Annotated in this window: 13 protein-coding genes; 8 read left to right on the top strand and 5 right to left on the bottom strand. The window is 52.4% G+C overall.

The window, feature by feature from the left end; translation table 11 throughout:
* Positions 1–82 precede the first annotated feature (82 nt).
* Positions 83–1,237, bottom strand: a complete 1,155-nt coding sequence (locus AACH44_RS01495) for a mandelate racemase family protein (RefSeq protein WP_261846721.1) — start codon at positions 1,235–1,237, stop codon at positions 83–85.
* A gap of 634 nt (positions 1,238–1,871) precedes the next feature.
* On the opposite strand from AACH44_RS01495, the gene nirB reads away from it, so the two are divergent.
* The 8 genes from nirB (at position 1,872) to AACH44_RS01455 (ending at position 11,512) form a co-directional block, all read left to right on the top strand.
* A complete protein-coding gene (gene nirB, locus AACH44_RS01490) occupies positions 1,872–4,442 on the top strand; it encodes a nitrite reductase large subunit NirB (RefSeq protein ID WP_261846722.1) in 2,571 nt (856 codons plus the stop codon).
* Complete coding sequence (nirD, locus tag AACH44_RS01485) at positions 4,439–4,807, top strand: nitrite reductase small subunit NirD (protein WP_261846723.1); 369 nt, start codon at positions 4,439–4,441, stop codon at positions 4,805–4,807. The genes nirB and nirD overlap by 4 nt, the downstream gene beginning before the upstream one ends.
* Before the next feature lie 55 nt (positions 4,808–4,862).
* The gene (cysG, locus tag AACH44_RS01480; protein ID WP_261846724.1) at positions 4,863–6,242 is read left to right on the top strand and encodes a siroheme synthase CysG; all 1,380 of its coding nucleotides are present in this window, start codon (positions 4,863–4,865) and stop codon (positions 6,240–6,242) included.
* A gap of 537 nt (positions 6,243–6,779) precedes the next feature.
* Positions 6,780–7,496 carry an ABC transporter permease gene (locus tag AACH44_RS01475; protein WP_338659476.1) on the top strand — a complete coding sequence of 239 codons (717 nt, stop codon included), beginning with the start codon at positions 6,780–6,782 and terminating at the stop codon, positions 7,494–7,496.
* The gene (locus AACH44_RS01470; protein ID WP_261846725.1) at positions 7,496–8,230 is read left to right on the top strand and encodes an ABC transporter permease; all 735 of its coding nucleotides are present in this window, start codon (positions 7,496–7,498) and stop codon (positions 8,228–8,230) included. The genes AACH44_RS01475 and AACH44_RS01470 overlap by 1 nt, the downstream gene beginning before the upstream one ends.
* Entirely contained in the window at positions 8,227–8,991 is a 765-nt protein-coding gene (locus AACH44_RS01465; protein ID WP_261846726.1) for an ABC transporter ATP-binding protein, read from the top strand. The genes AACH44_RS01470 and AACH44_RS01465 overlap by 4 nt, the downstream gene beginning before the upstream one ends.
* Before the next feature lie 100 nt (positions 8,992–9,091).
* Positions 9,092–9,961, top strand: coding sequence for a transporter substrate-binding domain-containing protein (locus tag AACH44_RS01460; RefSeq protein WP_261846727.1), 870 nt, complete (start codon positions 9,092–9,094; stop codon positions 9,959–9,961).
* A 93-nt stretch (positions 9,962–10,054) separates the two neighbouring features.
* The gene (locus AACH44_RS01455; protein ID WP_261846728.1) at positions 10,055–11,512 is read left to right on the top strand and encodes a M20 family metallopeptidase; all 1,458 of its coding nucleotides are present in this window, start codon (positions 10,055–10,057) and stop codon (positions 11,510–11,512) included.
* 72 nt (positions 11,513–11,584) lie between these two features.
* Here AACH44_RS01455 and trpS read toward each other — a convergent pair whose 3' ends face one another.
* From trpS to dam, 4 genes are all read right to left on the bottom strand, one after another.
* Positions 11,585–12,589 (bottom strand): tryptophan--tRNA ligase, encoded by a 1,005-nt coding sequence (gene trpS / locus AACH44_RS01450; RefSeq protein WP_261846729.1) that lies wholly within the window; start codon positions 12,587–12,589, stop codon positions 11,585–11,587.
* Positions 12,586–13,290: a phosphoglycolate phosphatase gene (locus AACH44_RS01445; protein WP_261846730.1), complete on the bottom strand. Its 705-nt coding sequence runs from the start codon at positions 13,288–13,290 to the stop codon at positions 12,586–12,588. Before AACH44_RS01445 ends, trpS begins: the two co-directional genes overlap by 4 nt.
* A complete protein-coding gene (gene rpe / locus AACH44_RS01440; RefSeq protein ID WP_261846731.1) occupies positions 13,283–13,960 on the bottom strand; it encodes a ribulose-phosphate 3-epimerase in 678 nt (225 codons plus the stop codon). The genes AACH44_RS01445 and rpe overlap by 8 nt, the downstream gene beginning before the upstream one ends.
* A 111-nt stretch (positions 13,961–14,071) precedes the next feature.
* Complete coding sequence (dam, locus tag AACH44_RS01435) at positions 14,072–14,884, bottom strand: adenine-specific DNA-methyltransferase (protein ID WP_261846732.1); 813 nt, start codon at positions 14,882–14,884, stop codon at positions 14,072–14,074.
* Positions 14,885–14,942 lie beyond the last annotated feature (58 nt).

Below are 14,942 nucleotides of genomic sequence, written 5' to 3'. Positions count from 1 at the left end.
GAGCATGGAAGACGACAACTTTTTATTTTTTAGGTAAGGCTATCTTTCAGGTCGAACAAAACTATCCATATAGAACACAAAGCTATTCTTTACTTAGGGTATGCTCCTCAATCCAGTCAAAATTAATATCTTCGCCCAGTCCCGAACGTTGCGGCAGATGCACAAAGCCCTCGTCATCCATCGGATCGACAATCGAATTCAGATACGCAGCAGGTTCATCGTAATCGAGGAAAGGATGCAGCAGCCCACGCTCATACCAGCGGCAGTTTTTGATCGCTCCCACAACGTTGAGGTTTGGCGCACCGTTACCATGAACTTCGCAGTCCATACCGAAAGATTCAGCCAGACTCGCGACCTTCATACACGGCCAGAGACCGCCGACGCCTTGCACGCCCGCGCGTAAAATGTCGCATGCGCCTTCCTTAACCCAGTCAGCACGGCTGAAATATTTACCTGACAGGCTTTCCGGCCCGATAACATCGATATCCAGACTCTTGGTCAGCCAGCTGTAGGATGCCATGCTCTGTTCTTCCATTGGCTCTTCAAACCAGGTGAAATCGAGCTTTTGCAGTTCACGGCCGATGTACAGTGCCTCGCTGCGGCTGTACCAGTGATAGCCATCCAGCATTAGGCAGATGTCCGGGCCGACCGCTTCACGCACTGCCGCACAAGCTTGTACGTCAATTTTCGGGCTAGGCGCGAATGACACTGGCGGCATCCAGGTATGTAATTTGATGGCCTTATAGCCGCGCTGCACCAGCTTTTCTGCGAACTGGCCGTATTCCTCTGGCGTAGATAAACCGCCTTCCAGCTCATCACCACACATGGTGCTGCCGTAAGCGGGGACTTTTTCACGGTAGCCGCCGAGCAGTTTATGCACGGGCATGTTCAACACACGCCCTTGCAGATCCCACAGTGCGGATTCCACAATCGACAGCGCGCGGTCGGTCAGTTGGTTGGCGCTACCGCGTTGCCAGTGCACCAGATCCTGCCACAGGCGCTCACGATCGAACGGGTTCTGCCCGATCAGCACTTTGCGGAAGAAAGCATTAACGATATGGGGACGAATCACTTCCGGCGGAGCGAAAGCGTAACCTTTTTGGCCGTCATCTGCTGTGATGGTCAACAGCGCCATCTTGGCCTGGTTCTCGGCTCCCGGGTGTGAATGGCCCGCACTGTCAGAAACCCGACGTGTGGGATAAGTGAAGACGGTGACATCAATTGATTCTATTTTCACGTTGTTACCTGCTTTGATGTTTAACACAACTCATGTATACGATTGCGAATGTGAACCACATAACTATTAAAGAATCACTTCACTGACTATGCTGGGATGGGTCGATAAAAAGCATATAACGCTTTCTGGTTCGACCTTATAAGGCGATCGGCGTCACAAAAAGAAATATCGTATTAATTAAAAAAAAATAGCGTTTTATTTTTAATTATTAAGGTTGTGACGCCGTTAGTCATTAGGCAATTTCTTTCATATGAAGAAATTATGTCGCGGATAACTGTGCGTTTGCACATAAAGCTGTGAGCACTATCACCAGAAAATTTCATATCCTTATTAAATGGATGGATAATCCCTTAGTTTTATTTTTACGCCTTCAGGAACGTGACTGATTGATGAGGGGGACGATTACCCTGATAGCGGATTGGCCGCTAATCAGTCGGCTTCTGACCAAAAGCGTGCTATAGATCTCATGTTTACCCGCAACTAAAACTCCAGCAAAAACCAAGGCTTAATAAAAAATGAGTAAAATCATCGAGATACTCATAAAGTAGTATATAAAAGACAACTTGATATACATCAATAAGCGGCCTTTGTAGCGCGATAAGGTAACCTCAGAAGAAGCAATTTTGAGGCAAAAATGAACAAAGTCAGACTCGCTGTTATCGGTAACGGGATGGTTGGCCACCGTTTTATCGAAGAGTTGCTGGATAAAGCTCCAACGTCCACCTACGAGATTACCGTCTTTTGTGAAGAACCCCGCGTCGCTTACGATCGTGTCCACCTCTCTTCTTACTTCGCTCACCATACGGTAGAAGAGCTGTCTTTAGTACGAGAAGGTTATTACGAAAAGAATGGCGTTAACGTCCTGCTTGGTGAACGCGCCATCACCATCAACCGCAGTGAAAAAGCCATTCACTCCAATTCCGGCCGTACCGTGTATTACGACAAGCTCATCATGGCCACCGGCTCCTACCCCTGGATTCCTGCCATTAAAGGATCAAACGGGCAAGACTGTTTCGTGTACCGCACCATTGAAGATCTGAACGCCATCGAAAACTGCGCCCGCCGTAGCAAACGCGGTGCGGTGATCGGCGGGGGTCTATTGGGTTTGGAAGCGGCTGGTGCGCTGAAACACCTTGGCGTGGAAACCCACGTCATTGAGTTCGCCCCCGTGCTCATGGCCGAGCAGTTAGATGCACAGGGTGGCACCCTGCTGCAACGCAAGATTGAAAACATGGGTGTGCGTGTGCATACCAGCAAGAATACGCAGGCCATTCAGCATTCCGGTCTGGAAAGTCGCAAGACGATGGTGTTTGCCGACGGCAGTACGCTGGAAGTCGATTTTATCGTGTTCTCTACTGGTATCCGAGCGCAGGACAAACTGGCGCGCCAGTGTGCGCTGGAAATCGGTCCACGCGGCGGTATCGCCATTAACGACTGGTGTCAAACTTCTGACCCTGACGTTTACGCCATCGGCGAATGTGCCGCCTGGCAGGGCAGACCATTTGGTCTGGTTGCGCCCGGCTACAAAATGGCACAGGTCACCGTCGACCACCTATTAGGGCATGAGAACCGATTCCAGGGTGCCGACATGAGTGCCAAGCTCAAATTGATGGGCGTCGATGTCGGCGGAATTGGTGATGCACACGGCCATACGCCGGGCGCACGCAGCTACATGTGGCTGGATGAAAACAAAGAAACCTACAAACGTCTGATCGTCAGCGCTGACAATAAAACGCTGCTGGGTGCGGTACTGGTCGGCGACACGCGGGATTACGGCAACCTGCTGCAATTCATGCTGAACAAAATCCCACTGCCAGATTCCCCGGAAGCGCTGATTCTTCCTGCGACGGCGGGTAGTGCGAAACCGACGCTGGGTGTCGATGCACTGCCGGAAAGCGCACAAATCTGCTCCTGCTTTGACGTGTCCAAAGGTGACATCATCAAGGCGATTAACGGCGGCTGTCATACCGTTGCCGCACTGAAGGAAACCACCAAAGCCGGTACGGGCTGCGGCGGCTGTATTCCACTGCTGACACAGGTACTGCACGCGGAACTCAGCAAGCAAGGGATTGAAGTCAACAATCATTTATGTGAGCACTTCGCCTATTCGCGCCAAGAGCTGTACCATCTGATCCAAATCGAAAAAATCAAAACGTTCGATCAACTGCTGGAGAAACACGGTTCAGGCTACGGCTGTGAAGTCTGTAAACCAACCGTTGCATCGCTATTGGCTTCCTGCTGGAACGAATACGTACTCAAACCACAGCACACGCCGTTGCAGGATTCCAATGATAACTTCCTCGGCAATATCCAGAAAGACGGCACCTATTCCGTGATCCCACGTTCTGCTGGCGGAGAGATCACGCCGGATGGCCTGATCGCCATTGGACGCATCGCGAAGCAATACAACCTGTACACCAAAATGACCGGATCTCAGCGCATGGCGCTCTTTGGCGTACAGAAAGACGATCTGCCTGACGTGTGGGCTCAGCTCATCGAAGCCGGATTTGAAACCGGCCACGCTTACGCCAAGGCGCTACGTATGGCAAAAACCTGCGTCGGCAGCACCTGGTGCCGCTTTGGCGTCGGCGACAGCGTAGGCTTTGGCGTAGAACTGGAAAACCGCTACAAAGGCATCCGCACGCCGCACAAAATGAAATTTGGCGTCTCCGGCTGTACGCGGGAATGTGCAGAAGCACAGGGTAAAGACGTGGGGATTATCGCCACCGAAAAAGGCTGGAACCTCTATGTCTGCGGCAACGGCGGGATGAAACCACGCCACGCCGACCTGCTGGCAGCCGACTTAGATCGCGAAACGGTAGTCCGCTATCTGGACCGCTTCATGATGTTCTACATCCGTACAGCCGATAAGCTCCAACGCACGTCCGTCTGGCTGGATAATCTCGAAGGCGGTATCGACTATCTGCGCAATGTGATTGTGAAAGACAAGTTGGGCATTAACGATCAGCTTGAAGCGGATATCGCACGGCTGCGAGAAGGCTACCTCTGCGAATGGCAGGCGACGCTGGAAGATCCAGAAGCACAGAAACGCTTTGCCCACTTCATTAACAGCCCAGTACGTGACCCGAACGTGCAAATGGTGAGTGAACGTCAACAACACCGTCCGGCGCGTCCTGCCGAGCGTATTCCGGTGAAACAAATTAATCAGGAAAAAAACAGTGAGCTAGAGGAGGAAAACGCATGAGCCAGTGGACGACGGTATGTAAGTTAGACGACATCCTGCCTGGCACCGGCGTTTGTGCGCTGGTCGATCGGCAGCAAATCGCCGTATTCCGGCCACGTAACGACGAGCAAGTTTACGCCATCAGCAATATCGATCCCTTCGCCCAAGCGAGTGTATTAAGCCGTGGGATAGTGGCCGAGCATCAGGACGATCTTTGGGTCGCAAGCCCATTGAAAAAACAGCATTTCCGCCTTTATGACGGCTTCTGCCTGGAAGATGAAGCCTATTCTGTTGCCACTTATGCTACTCAGGTAACAAACGGTAATGTGCAAATATCCATCGCAAACAGTGATGTAGCGGTTAATAATAGCCAGCCATTACCGTAGGCCGGTGCCCTGGACCACAGGGCACACCACTATCTGAGTCTTCAAGAGGCGTTGCATGGATTACCTACCGATATTCTGTCAGTTGCATGATAAACCCTGTCTGTTGGTAGGAGGCGGTGAAATAGCCGAGCGCAAAGCCCGGCTATTGCTGGATGCTGGCGCAGTGGTTACCGTCAATGCGCTCGATTTTAACGATCAATTTCGAGCGTGGGAGCAGGATGCGCAATTAACGCTGGTACACGGCACCTTCGATCCCTGCTTGCTGAACGAGGTATGGCTGGTGATTGCCGCCACCGACGATCAGGACATCAATAACCATGTCTATGCCAGCGCCAGTGAGCGCCGGATTTTCTGTAACGTGGTTGATTCACCAGAACGCGCCAGCTTCATTATGCCGTCGATCATTGATCGTTCACCGCTGATGGTCGCGGTGTCTTCTGGCGGTGCCGCACCAGTATTGGCTCGACTACTACGGGAAAAACTGGAAAGTATTCTGCCGCAAAATCTCGGTAAGCTGGCGACATACGCAGGCGAATTGCGCAGTCGGGTCAAAAGCCGGTTCCGCAATATGAGCGCGCGCCGTCGCTTCTGGGAAAAGCTCTTCGTACACGATAGGCTGGCACAGGCGCTGGCCAATGAAAACAACGAACGCGTTCAACAACTCACGGAACTGCTTTTCTCCGCGCCGCTTGATGACCGGGGTGAGGTGACGCTGGTCGGCGCCGGGCCGGGCGACGCAGGATTACTTACGCTGAAAGGGCTACAGCATCTCCAGCAGGCTGACATCGTCGTTTACGATCGGCTGGTATCGAAAGAGATTCTCAACCTGTCACGCCGCGACGCTGAGCGTATCTTCGTCGGTAAAGCCTCTGGCTATCACAGCGTTCCTCAAGATCAAATCAATCAGTTGCTAGAAGAAAAGGCACGCGCAGGCCACCGCGTCGTCAGGCTAAAAGGCGGCGACCCGTTTATCTTCGGCCGCGGTGCTGAAGAGTTGGAACACCTGCAACAGGCGGGCGTACCCTTCTCTGTCGTTCCCGGCATTACTGCGGCGTCAGGCTGCTCAGCCTACAGCGGAATCCCACTCACCCATCGCGATCACTCGCAGGGCGTCAGATTGATCACCGGACACGTCAAGCACGACACCGATCTGGACTGGACCAGCCTCGCAGCAGAAAAACAAACGCTGGTGTTTTACATGGGGCTTCAGCAGGCTGAACACATTCAAAATAAGCTCATCGAGCAGCAACTACCGGAAACCGTGCCTGTCGCGATTATCGAAAACGGCACCTCGACCAAACAGCGCGTTCTGAGTGGACAGCTCTCACAACTGAGCGAATTAGCCCAACAGGCCAGCAGCCCGAGTTTGATCATCATCGGCAACGTCGTCGGCCTACGAGAAAAATTGAGCTGGTTCTCTGACCAGACAGCATAATCCTCTCCCCATTCTCCTACTCACCCGCTATCCGTCCTGCCGGATAGCGGTTATTGCACCATCATAATGCAACGCCCCGCCAAATAGCATAACAATGCACTATTTTGAACACACCCCCTTACAAAATATCACTTTAATGCTTTACCACAGGCCATATCTGTCTTATTTTGACTAAAGTAAAACCCATTAATAAGCAGAGTATATGAATAAATAATCAATTATCGTTTACGTGAAACGTGGCTCGAGTATTGCTTAGCTTTCTAATAGATTCGCGACACGACTTCTGAATCGTTCTTATCGAACCGATTTCATCGTCAAACCATCGTGTTTCATCGAATTCGTACTCCATAGAATGAGTACATCATCGAGTTAATACCATTGTGCATTACTGCTCTCGTTCCTGAACAGCGTGTGTAGCCCTCTCATCACAAACACCGTTCTGTATAACGGAGCAATCTTTTATTACCAACAAAACGTGCTAAGAACACGATTTGCTAAGAATAAAATTTGCCAAAAACAGGCAGTTTGGAGTCACTTGTGGAAGACATTACGTTCTGGCAGCTCATCAGTTTTGGTGAACACGGCTGGGGAAAATTATTACTGATTGGGGCAGGAATGACGCTCGCACTGGCGATCGGCGGCTTCCTGCTGGGGGCGGTGATCGGCACGATCGGTGCCTGGTCAAAAATTTGCGGCAATCGCCCCGTGCGCTATCTGGCCGATGGCTACACCACTCTCATCCGTGGCATCCCCGATCTGCTCATCATCTATCTGCTTTATTTCGGCGGCAGTTCCGCGTTAACCCTGCTCGCCAGGCTGTTTGGCAGCAATGAGTTCTTTGGCTTTCCGGGTTTCCTCGCTGGCGTCTTCGCCGTCGGCATTTCCTCTGGTGCGCAGCAGACGGAAGTCTATCGCGGTGCGTTCTACGCCGTTTCCAAAGGGGAAATTGAGGCCGCCAAAGCGTGCGGAATGCCAACGCTATTGCGCCTGCGCCGTATCATCATACCGCTCCTGCTGCGCCACGCGATCCCCCCACTCGGCAACGTGTGGCAGTTAGTGCTGAAAACCTCTGCGCTGGTTTCCGTTACCGGTGTCGCAGAACTGATGACGCAGTCGCAAACCGGCGCCGGTTCTACCGGTAAACCATTCGATTTCTTCATGGCGGCCGCGCTGCTGTACCTACTTATCTCAATCTGTTCCGGCTGGATTATGCGCCGTGCTGAATCTCATTATTCCCGGGGTGTGAAACGCTGATGGATTTTCCTTTTCTGTACGACACGTTTCTGGAGATTATTCCCGGTATCCCGTTAACCCTGCAACTGGCGGTCAGTTCGGTCTTTCTGGGCTTCTTTCTGGCGCTGGGCTTAGCACTGATGCAGCTATCATCTTTTGCCGTACTGCGCTCAATTGCCCGAACCTACGTACTGTTTTTCCGCGGCACACCGCTGCTGGTGCAGCTGTTCCTGATTTACTACGGGCTGGGGCAATTCCCTTGGATTCGGGAAAGCCTGCTTTGGCCGTTCCTGCGGGAACCCCACTGGTGCGCGCTACTGTCGCTCAGCCTGTGTACCGGTGCCTATGCCAGTGAAATTATCCGTGGCGGATTGCAGTCCGTTCCCGTCGGCCAGATCGAATCTGCACGCGCCTGCGGTATGCCATCGTTCATGATTTTCAAGCGTATCGTGTTCCCGCTGGCAATACGTCAGGCGCTTCCCGCTTACGGCAATGAGCTGATTTCGATGGTCAAATCGACCTCGCTGGCTTCTATCATTACGCTGATGGAAATCACCGGGATCGCCGCACGCCTCATCGCAGAAACCTACCGGGCGCTAGAAGTCTTCCTGGTCGCTGGTGCTATTTATCTGTTTATTAACCTTATTCTGACACGTTTACTGATGTGGACAGAATTTACGCTTACCCCTCATCTCCGTGCGCCGGGTGCGCAACCGGCAGCGAAAAAAATTAAGAAATTGGGAGATCTGCAATGACGACAGCCGCCATTAGCCTGCGCAACATTCATAAAAGCTTCGGTTCTCTGGACGTCCTGAAAGGGATTTCGATTGAGGCCAATCAGGGGGAGGTCATCTCAATTCTGGGATCGTCCGGTTCAGGTAAATCGACGTTACTGCGCTGTAGCAACCTGCTTGAGCTTCCCGATCAGGGCGAGATTATCGTCGGCGGAGAAGCGATTGAAATGAAGCCGAACCGTAAAGGACAGAACCGTCCGTCGAACCTCAAACAGATCGACAGAATTCGTACTCAGCTAGGCATGGTGTTCCAGAATTTCAACCTGTGGTCACACAAGACCGTGCTGGAAAACATTATCGAAGCCCCCGTGCACGTCTTAAAGCGTCCACAGGCGGAGTGTGTAGAGCACGCCGAGCAATTGCTAGAGAAGGTCGGTTTGGCGGATAAGCGCCACTACTATCCCGCACATTTGTCCGGTGGTCAGCAGCAGCGCGCCGCGATTGCCCGTGCGCTCGCGATGGAGCCAAAAGTGATGCTGTTCGATGAGCCAACCTCTGCACTCGATCCAGAGTTGGTGGGCGAGGTGCTGCGCGTGATGCGCACGCTGGCGGATGAAGGGATGACCATGCTGGTTGTCACTCACGAAATGGATTTTGCCCGTGAAGTCTCCAACCGCATCGTCTTCCTCCATCAGGGGGAAATTGAAGAACAGGGAACGCCGGAACACGTTTTCACCGCCAGCCAGTCGGCTCGCTTCCGGCAATTTATTGCCAGTTGGTAAACACTGCCCCGCTAATTTCGTGCGCAGACGTCTACCTCTGCCGCGAAACTCGGCGGGAATAAACAAAATATAACGATATAACACGCCGGGAGAAACCATCATGATCAAATCAAAACTCACACTGCTCGCCTGCTCGCTGTGTATGGCAGGAACGCTGGCTGCCTCATTCACCGCTTCAGCAGAAGAGAAGAAATGGACGACCGTCCGCATCGCAACCGAAGGGGCTTACCACCCGTATAACTTCACCAAGCCAGACGGTACGCTCGATGGCATGGAGATCGAACTGTATAAAGTGCTCTGCGACAACATGCAGGTGAAATGCGAGATCATGGTTCAGCCGTTCACCAGCACCATTCCAGCACTGAATGCGGGTAAATTCGACGCGATCATTTCTGGTATGTCTGCGACGGAAAAACGCCGTGAGGTGATCGATTTCAGCCAGCCGTACACGCAGTCAGGGCAGACTTTCGCCGTGCTGAAATCCAGTTCACTCGCCAAAGATTTCCCAGACGCAGGCCAACGTTTCTCCATTAACCCAGCTGACGAAGCCACAGCCAAGGCTGAGATTGATAAGCTGAAACCGCTGCTGGAAGGTAAAACCATCGGCGTGCAGTCGGCTTCTATCGCCAGCGCCTTTTTAGATAAACATATGAAAGGTATGATGAAGGTACGCGAATATAAAACCACACAAGAACACGATCTGGATCTGAAAGCGGGCCGAGTGGATCTCGTTATCGCTTCCGCACCTTACCTGAAAAGCATTTCGGAAAAATCGGGTAATGCCGACATAGTAACGCCAGGCCCACAGTTCATCGGCGGCATTCTGGGTAGTGGCTCCTCCGTTGCCCTGCGTAAAAGCGATCCTGAGCTGAAAGCCATGTTCGACAAGGCGATCGATCAGGCCAAGCAAGATGGCACCATCAGAAAGCTGAGCGAAAAATGGTTCGGTATGGACACCACACCGCTCTGAGTATGACCCTTTAGTTGAATCGCATGTCATCGCCAACTGGCTATGACATGCCACTCGCAAATACATCAGAGTAATCAAACGAGCACACCACGAATGAATGCAACACACACTGAAGGAACGCTGCCTGCCGTCAATCACCAGACCGTGGAAGCGATCTGCGACCTGATTGCCACGAAACGGCAGCAATTCTGTACGCTGAGCGATGGTATCTGGGATACGCCAGAACTGAACTACGAAGAGCATCGTTCAGCAGCACAACATGAGGCCATCCTGAAGGCAGAAGGCTTCCGTCTGACGAAAGGCATCGCCGACATGCCGACCGCGCTGTTGGGGGAATTCGGCGAAGGTCTACCCATCATCGCCATTCTGGGTGAATACGATGCGCTGCCGGGCCTGAGCCAGCAGGCGAATGTCGCTGAGCCAAAGCCGCTGGAAAACGGTGGCAACGGCCACGGCTGTGGGCATAACCTGCTCGGCACCGCGGCGCTACAGGCAGCGACGGCAGTGAAAGATTACCTGCAAAAACACGCGCTGGCTGGAACCATACGTTTTTATGGCTGCCCTGCGGAAGAAGGCGGGTCGTCTAAAGGTTTTATGGTCAAGGAAGGCGTTTTTGATGACGTTGATATCGCCCTCTGCTGGCATCCAGCGACCTTCACGGGTGTTAACAGCCCGGTATCACTGGCCTGCAACGAACTGAATTTTTACTTCAAAGGTCGCGCTGCTCATGCTGCCAGCAGCCCACATTTGGGGCGCAGCGCGCTGGATGCCGTTGAATTAATGAATGTTGGCGTGAACTACATGCGCGAGCATATGCCGTCTTCCGCACGCATTCACTACGCGATTACCGACAGCGGCGGTCATGCGCCAAACGTTGTACAGGCTAATGCTACCGTGCGTTACCTTGTACGTGCACGTCAATTGCCGGAACTGCACCAGTTAGTCAAACGCGTGAAGAAAATTGCCGAAGGCGCGGCGCTGATGACGGAAACGGAGGTCAGCAGCGAAGTGATTAGCGGAGATGCCAACCTGTTGGCAAATCCGCCGCTGGAAGCACGTATGCACGAACATCTGCTGGCGCTCGGTCCGATACCGTTCGATGATGAAGACCGGAAAGTCGCCGCGATGTTCCAGACGGCGCTGAGCGCCGAAGACATCGCCGAATCTTACGCGCGTTTCGGCGTCAAACCACAACCGGGCTTAACGCTACACGACGGTATTTATCCGCTGTATAGCCCGAATGAAGCCTTCATCGGCTCTACCGATGTGGGAACGGTTAGCTGGGTGGTGCCAACCGTGCAGATCCGCAGCGCTACCTATGCTATCGGTACACCGGCGCATTCGTGGCAGTTGGTTGCGCAGGGGAAAACCGGTGCTGCACACAAAGGCATGGAATATGCGGCAAAAGCGATGGCATCACTGGCTATCGATCTGCTGGTCACGCCTGAACTGATTGCTCAGGCAAAAGCCGACCATCAGGAAAGGTTGCAGCACACACCGTTTGAGAACCCGATTCCAGACGACGTGTTTCCGCCGATCCCACAGGGGTAAGACGCGAATTCGAAGGGATTGAGAAGTGACAAGACACCGTCAGGAGGTTCCCCTCCTGACGGTGATTAAGACTTACGGGCGGGAAACAAAACCAACAGCGTCGTAAACTTTCTTCAGCGTTTCCTGAGCGCGAGCGCTGGCTTTGTCAGCCCCTTCACGCATGATCTGTTGCAGGAAAGCCTCATCGTTACGGTAGCGATGATAACGTTCTTGCAGCTCAGACAGCATACCGGATACGGCATCCGCCACCGCGCCTTTCAGGTGACCATACATCTGGCCGTCAAACTCTTGCTCCAGCTCAGGAATCGTTTTTCCTGTCACGCCAGACAGAATGTCCAACAGGTTCGATACTCCGGCTTTATTCTTCACATCATAGCGAATGACTGGCGGCTCATCGGAATCCGTCATCGCACGTTTGATTTTCTTCACCACCGCTTTCGGATCTTCCAGCAGCCCGATGACATTATTACGGTTATCGTCAGATTTGGACATCTTCTTGGTCGGTTCCAGCAGAGACATCACGCGCGCGCCCGATTTCGGAATAAATGGCTCCGGCACTTTGAAAATGTCGCCATACAGACTATTGAAGCGCTGGCCAACGTCACGGCTTAGTTCCAGATGCTGCTTCTGATCTTCACCGACCGGCACCTGATTCGTTTGATACAGCAGGATATCCGCCGCCATCAGCACAGGATAATCAAACAAGCCTGCGTTGATATTCTCTTCATAGCGCGCGGATTTATCCTTGAACTGCGTCATGCGGCTCAGTTCGCCGAAATACGCGTAGCAGTTCAGTATCCAGCTCAGTTGGCTGTGCTCAGGCACATGGGACTGAACGAAAATGGTGCTCTTTTTCGGATCGATGCCACAGGCCAAATACAGCGCCAGCGTGTCCAGCGTCGCTTTTCTCAGCGCCTTCGGATCCTGACGTACCGTGATGGCATGGAGATCCACAATGCAATAGATGCAGTCATAATCGTCCTGCATGTTGACCCACTGACGTAACGCCCCCATGTAGTTACCAATGGTCAATTCACCAGACGGTTGCGCACCGCTAAATACAATGGGTTTGCTCATACTAAGGGTTCCTGATTGTGTAAAGAAGACTGCCCGATCAGAGGCAAAATATCGGCAAAGCGATCCAGAACGACATCCGGCTGACTCAGCTCGATCGCTTCACCGTAGTTATAACCATACGTCATGCCGACACTGCGACAACCCGCCGCCTGCGCGGCCTGAATATCATTGCGGGAATCACCGATGAACAAGAGTTCGCTAGCGCGTAATCCCAGCTTACCCAGCACCAGATAAAGCGGCGCGGGGTGAGGTTTTTTCACGATGACGTCATCACCACCGATGATCAGTGAAAAATAGTCGCCGATCCCTAATCCTGACAGCAGCGGCGCAACAAACGGCGTGGGTTTATTGGTCACCACCGCCATCGGAACGCCTTGCTGTGCCAACTGCGCCAGCGTCTCTTTTACCTGCGGGAACAGTGTACTGCCGCTATCCACCGTTTGCGCATAATAGCTATCAAACCGCTCACGCGTTTCCTGCAAACGCACGCCCGTCGGCTCAACCCCCGCCCAACGCAGCGCCCGTTCAACCATGATGTCAGCACCGTTGCCAATCCAGGTTGCCACGCGGGCTTCGCCCGCAGCAGGCAATGACTGTGCCACTAATGCCCGATCAATAGCCGCCGCCAGACCCGGTGCGCTGTGAGTCAGCGTACCGTCCAAATCAAAAGCCAACCCGCGAATCGCGGTTAAGTCAGTCATGTTTCGTCCTTGAAATCTCACTACGCATTTGATCAATAACGGTACGGTAATCTGGATGACCAAAAATAGCCGATCCCGCCACAAACATATCCGCGCCAGCTTCCGCAATCGCACCGATATTCTCCACTTTTACCCCGCCATCAACTTCCAGTCGAATGTCGTAACCGCTGTCGTCGATCAAGCGACGAACCTGACGCAGCTTATCCAACGTACCAGGGATAAAAGATTGACCGCCGAATCCAGGGTTAACCGACATCAGCAGAATGATGTCCACTTTGTCCATGACATAATCGAGATAACTGAGCGGGGTCGCGGGGTTAAACACCAAGCCGGCTTTGCAGCCGTGATCTTTAATCAGCTGCAATGAACGATCGAGATGATCCGTGGCTTCGGGATGAAAGGTAATGAAACTGGCACCCGCGTTGGCGAAATCCGGGATGATACGATCAACCGGTTTCACCATCAGGTGAACGTCAATCGGCGCGGTAATGCCGTAATCACGCAGAGATTTCAGAACCAGCGGACCAATCGTCAAATTTGGCACATAGTGGTTATCCATGACATCAAAATGGACCACATCAGCCCCGGCAGCCAATACGTTAGCGGTATCTTCACCAAGACGGGCAAAATCAGCCGACAAAATAGACGGCGCGATTAAAAACGGTTTCATTCATGTCTCCAAACGGTAAAGTCTGAATGCCTGCGGGTAACCTCTTCCCGGCTAATGACGCCTTTCAGACGGCATTAACCGATTCACCGCGCTCTGTTTGCCCAAACGGTATTACCGATATAGGGCTAATAACTCGTTTACTTTACTACGCCCTAAAATATTACGGCTAATGGTTCTGCGCGCTTTAACAACATAAAGCACGGCTTCCTGATACCATTCACGGGTCAGCACCGTGTCATGATTGGAAATCAGCACGGGAATCTGGCTTTCTACTGACAAACGACGCGCCAATTGCGCCAAACTTTGCTGGTCGGCACGGCTAAAGTTATTGGTGTGATAGGCCGTAAAATTCGCGGTCGCAGACAGCGGTGCATAAGGTGGATCGCAATAGATAACCGATCCCTTCTCTGCTTTTTCCAGCGTGTCCTGATAATGCTCGCAGACGAAAATGGCATTTTGCGCTTTGAAGGCGAACCAGCGAATTTCTTCTTCAGGAAAATAGGGCTTCTTGTAACGCCCGAAAGGAACATTGAATTCACCGCGCATGTTGTAACGGCACAGGCCGTTATAGCAGTGGCGATTCAAATAGAGGAACAGCAGCGCGCGCCGATAGGCATCGCCGCAAAGGTTAAATTCTTCACGCAGCAGATAAAATGTCTCTGACGTGTTGACCTCATCCGTAAAAAGTTTACGGGCGTCGGTAACAAACTCATCTGCATTCGATTTAACGATATTGTAGAGATTAATCAGGTCGCTATTAATATCAGCCAGTATGTAGCGCTCGTATTCCGTATTCAGAAACACGGAACCTGCGCCAACAAAAGGCTCAATAAGACAGTCTCCTGCGGGTAAATAGCGACGAATTTCTTCTACCAGCGGATATTTACCACCAGCCCATTTTAAAAAAGCGCGGTTCTTCTTCATGCCGTCGTTAGTTACTCATACGTTTCAGAGCCGCGGATTGTACTCTGTGTCAGACAGC

The sequence above is a fragment of the Pectobacterium araliae genome (assembly GCF_037076465.1).
In the GTDB taxonomy this organism is placed as follows: Bacteria; Pseudomonadota; Gammaproteobacteria; order Enterobacterales; family Enterobacteriaceae; genus Pectobacterium; species Pectobacterium araliae.
The sequence above is the reverse complement of the archived record's forward strand: the minus strand, read 5'-3'. Positions and strand labels throughout refer to the sequence as shown.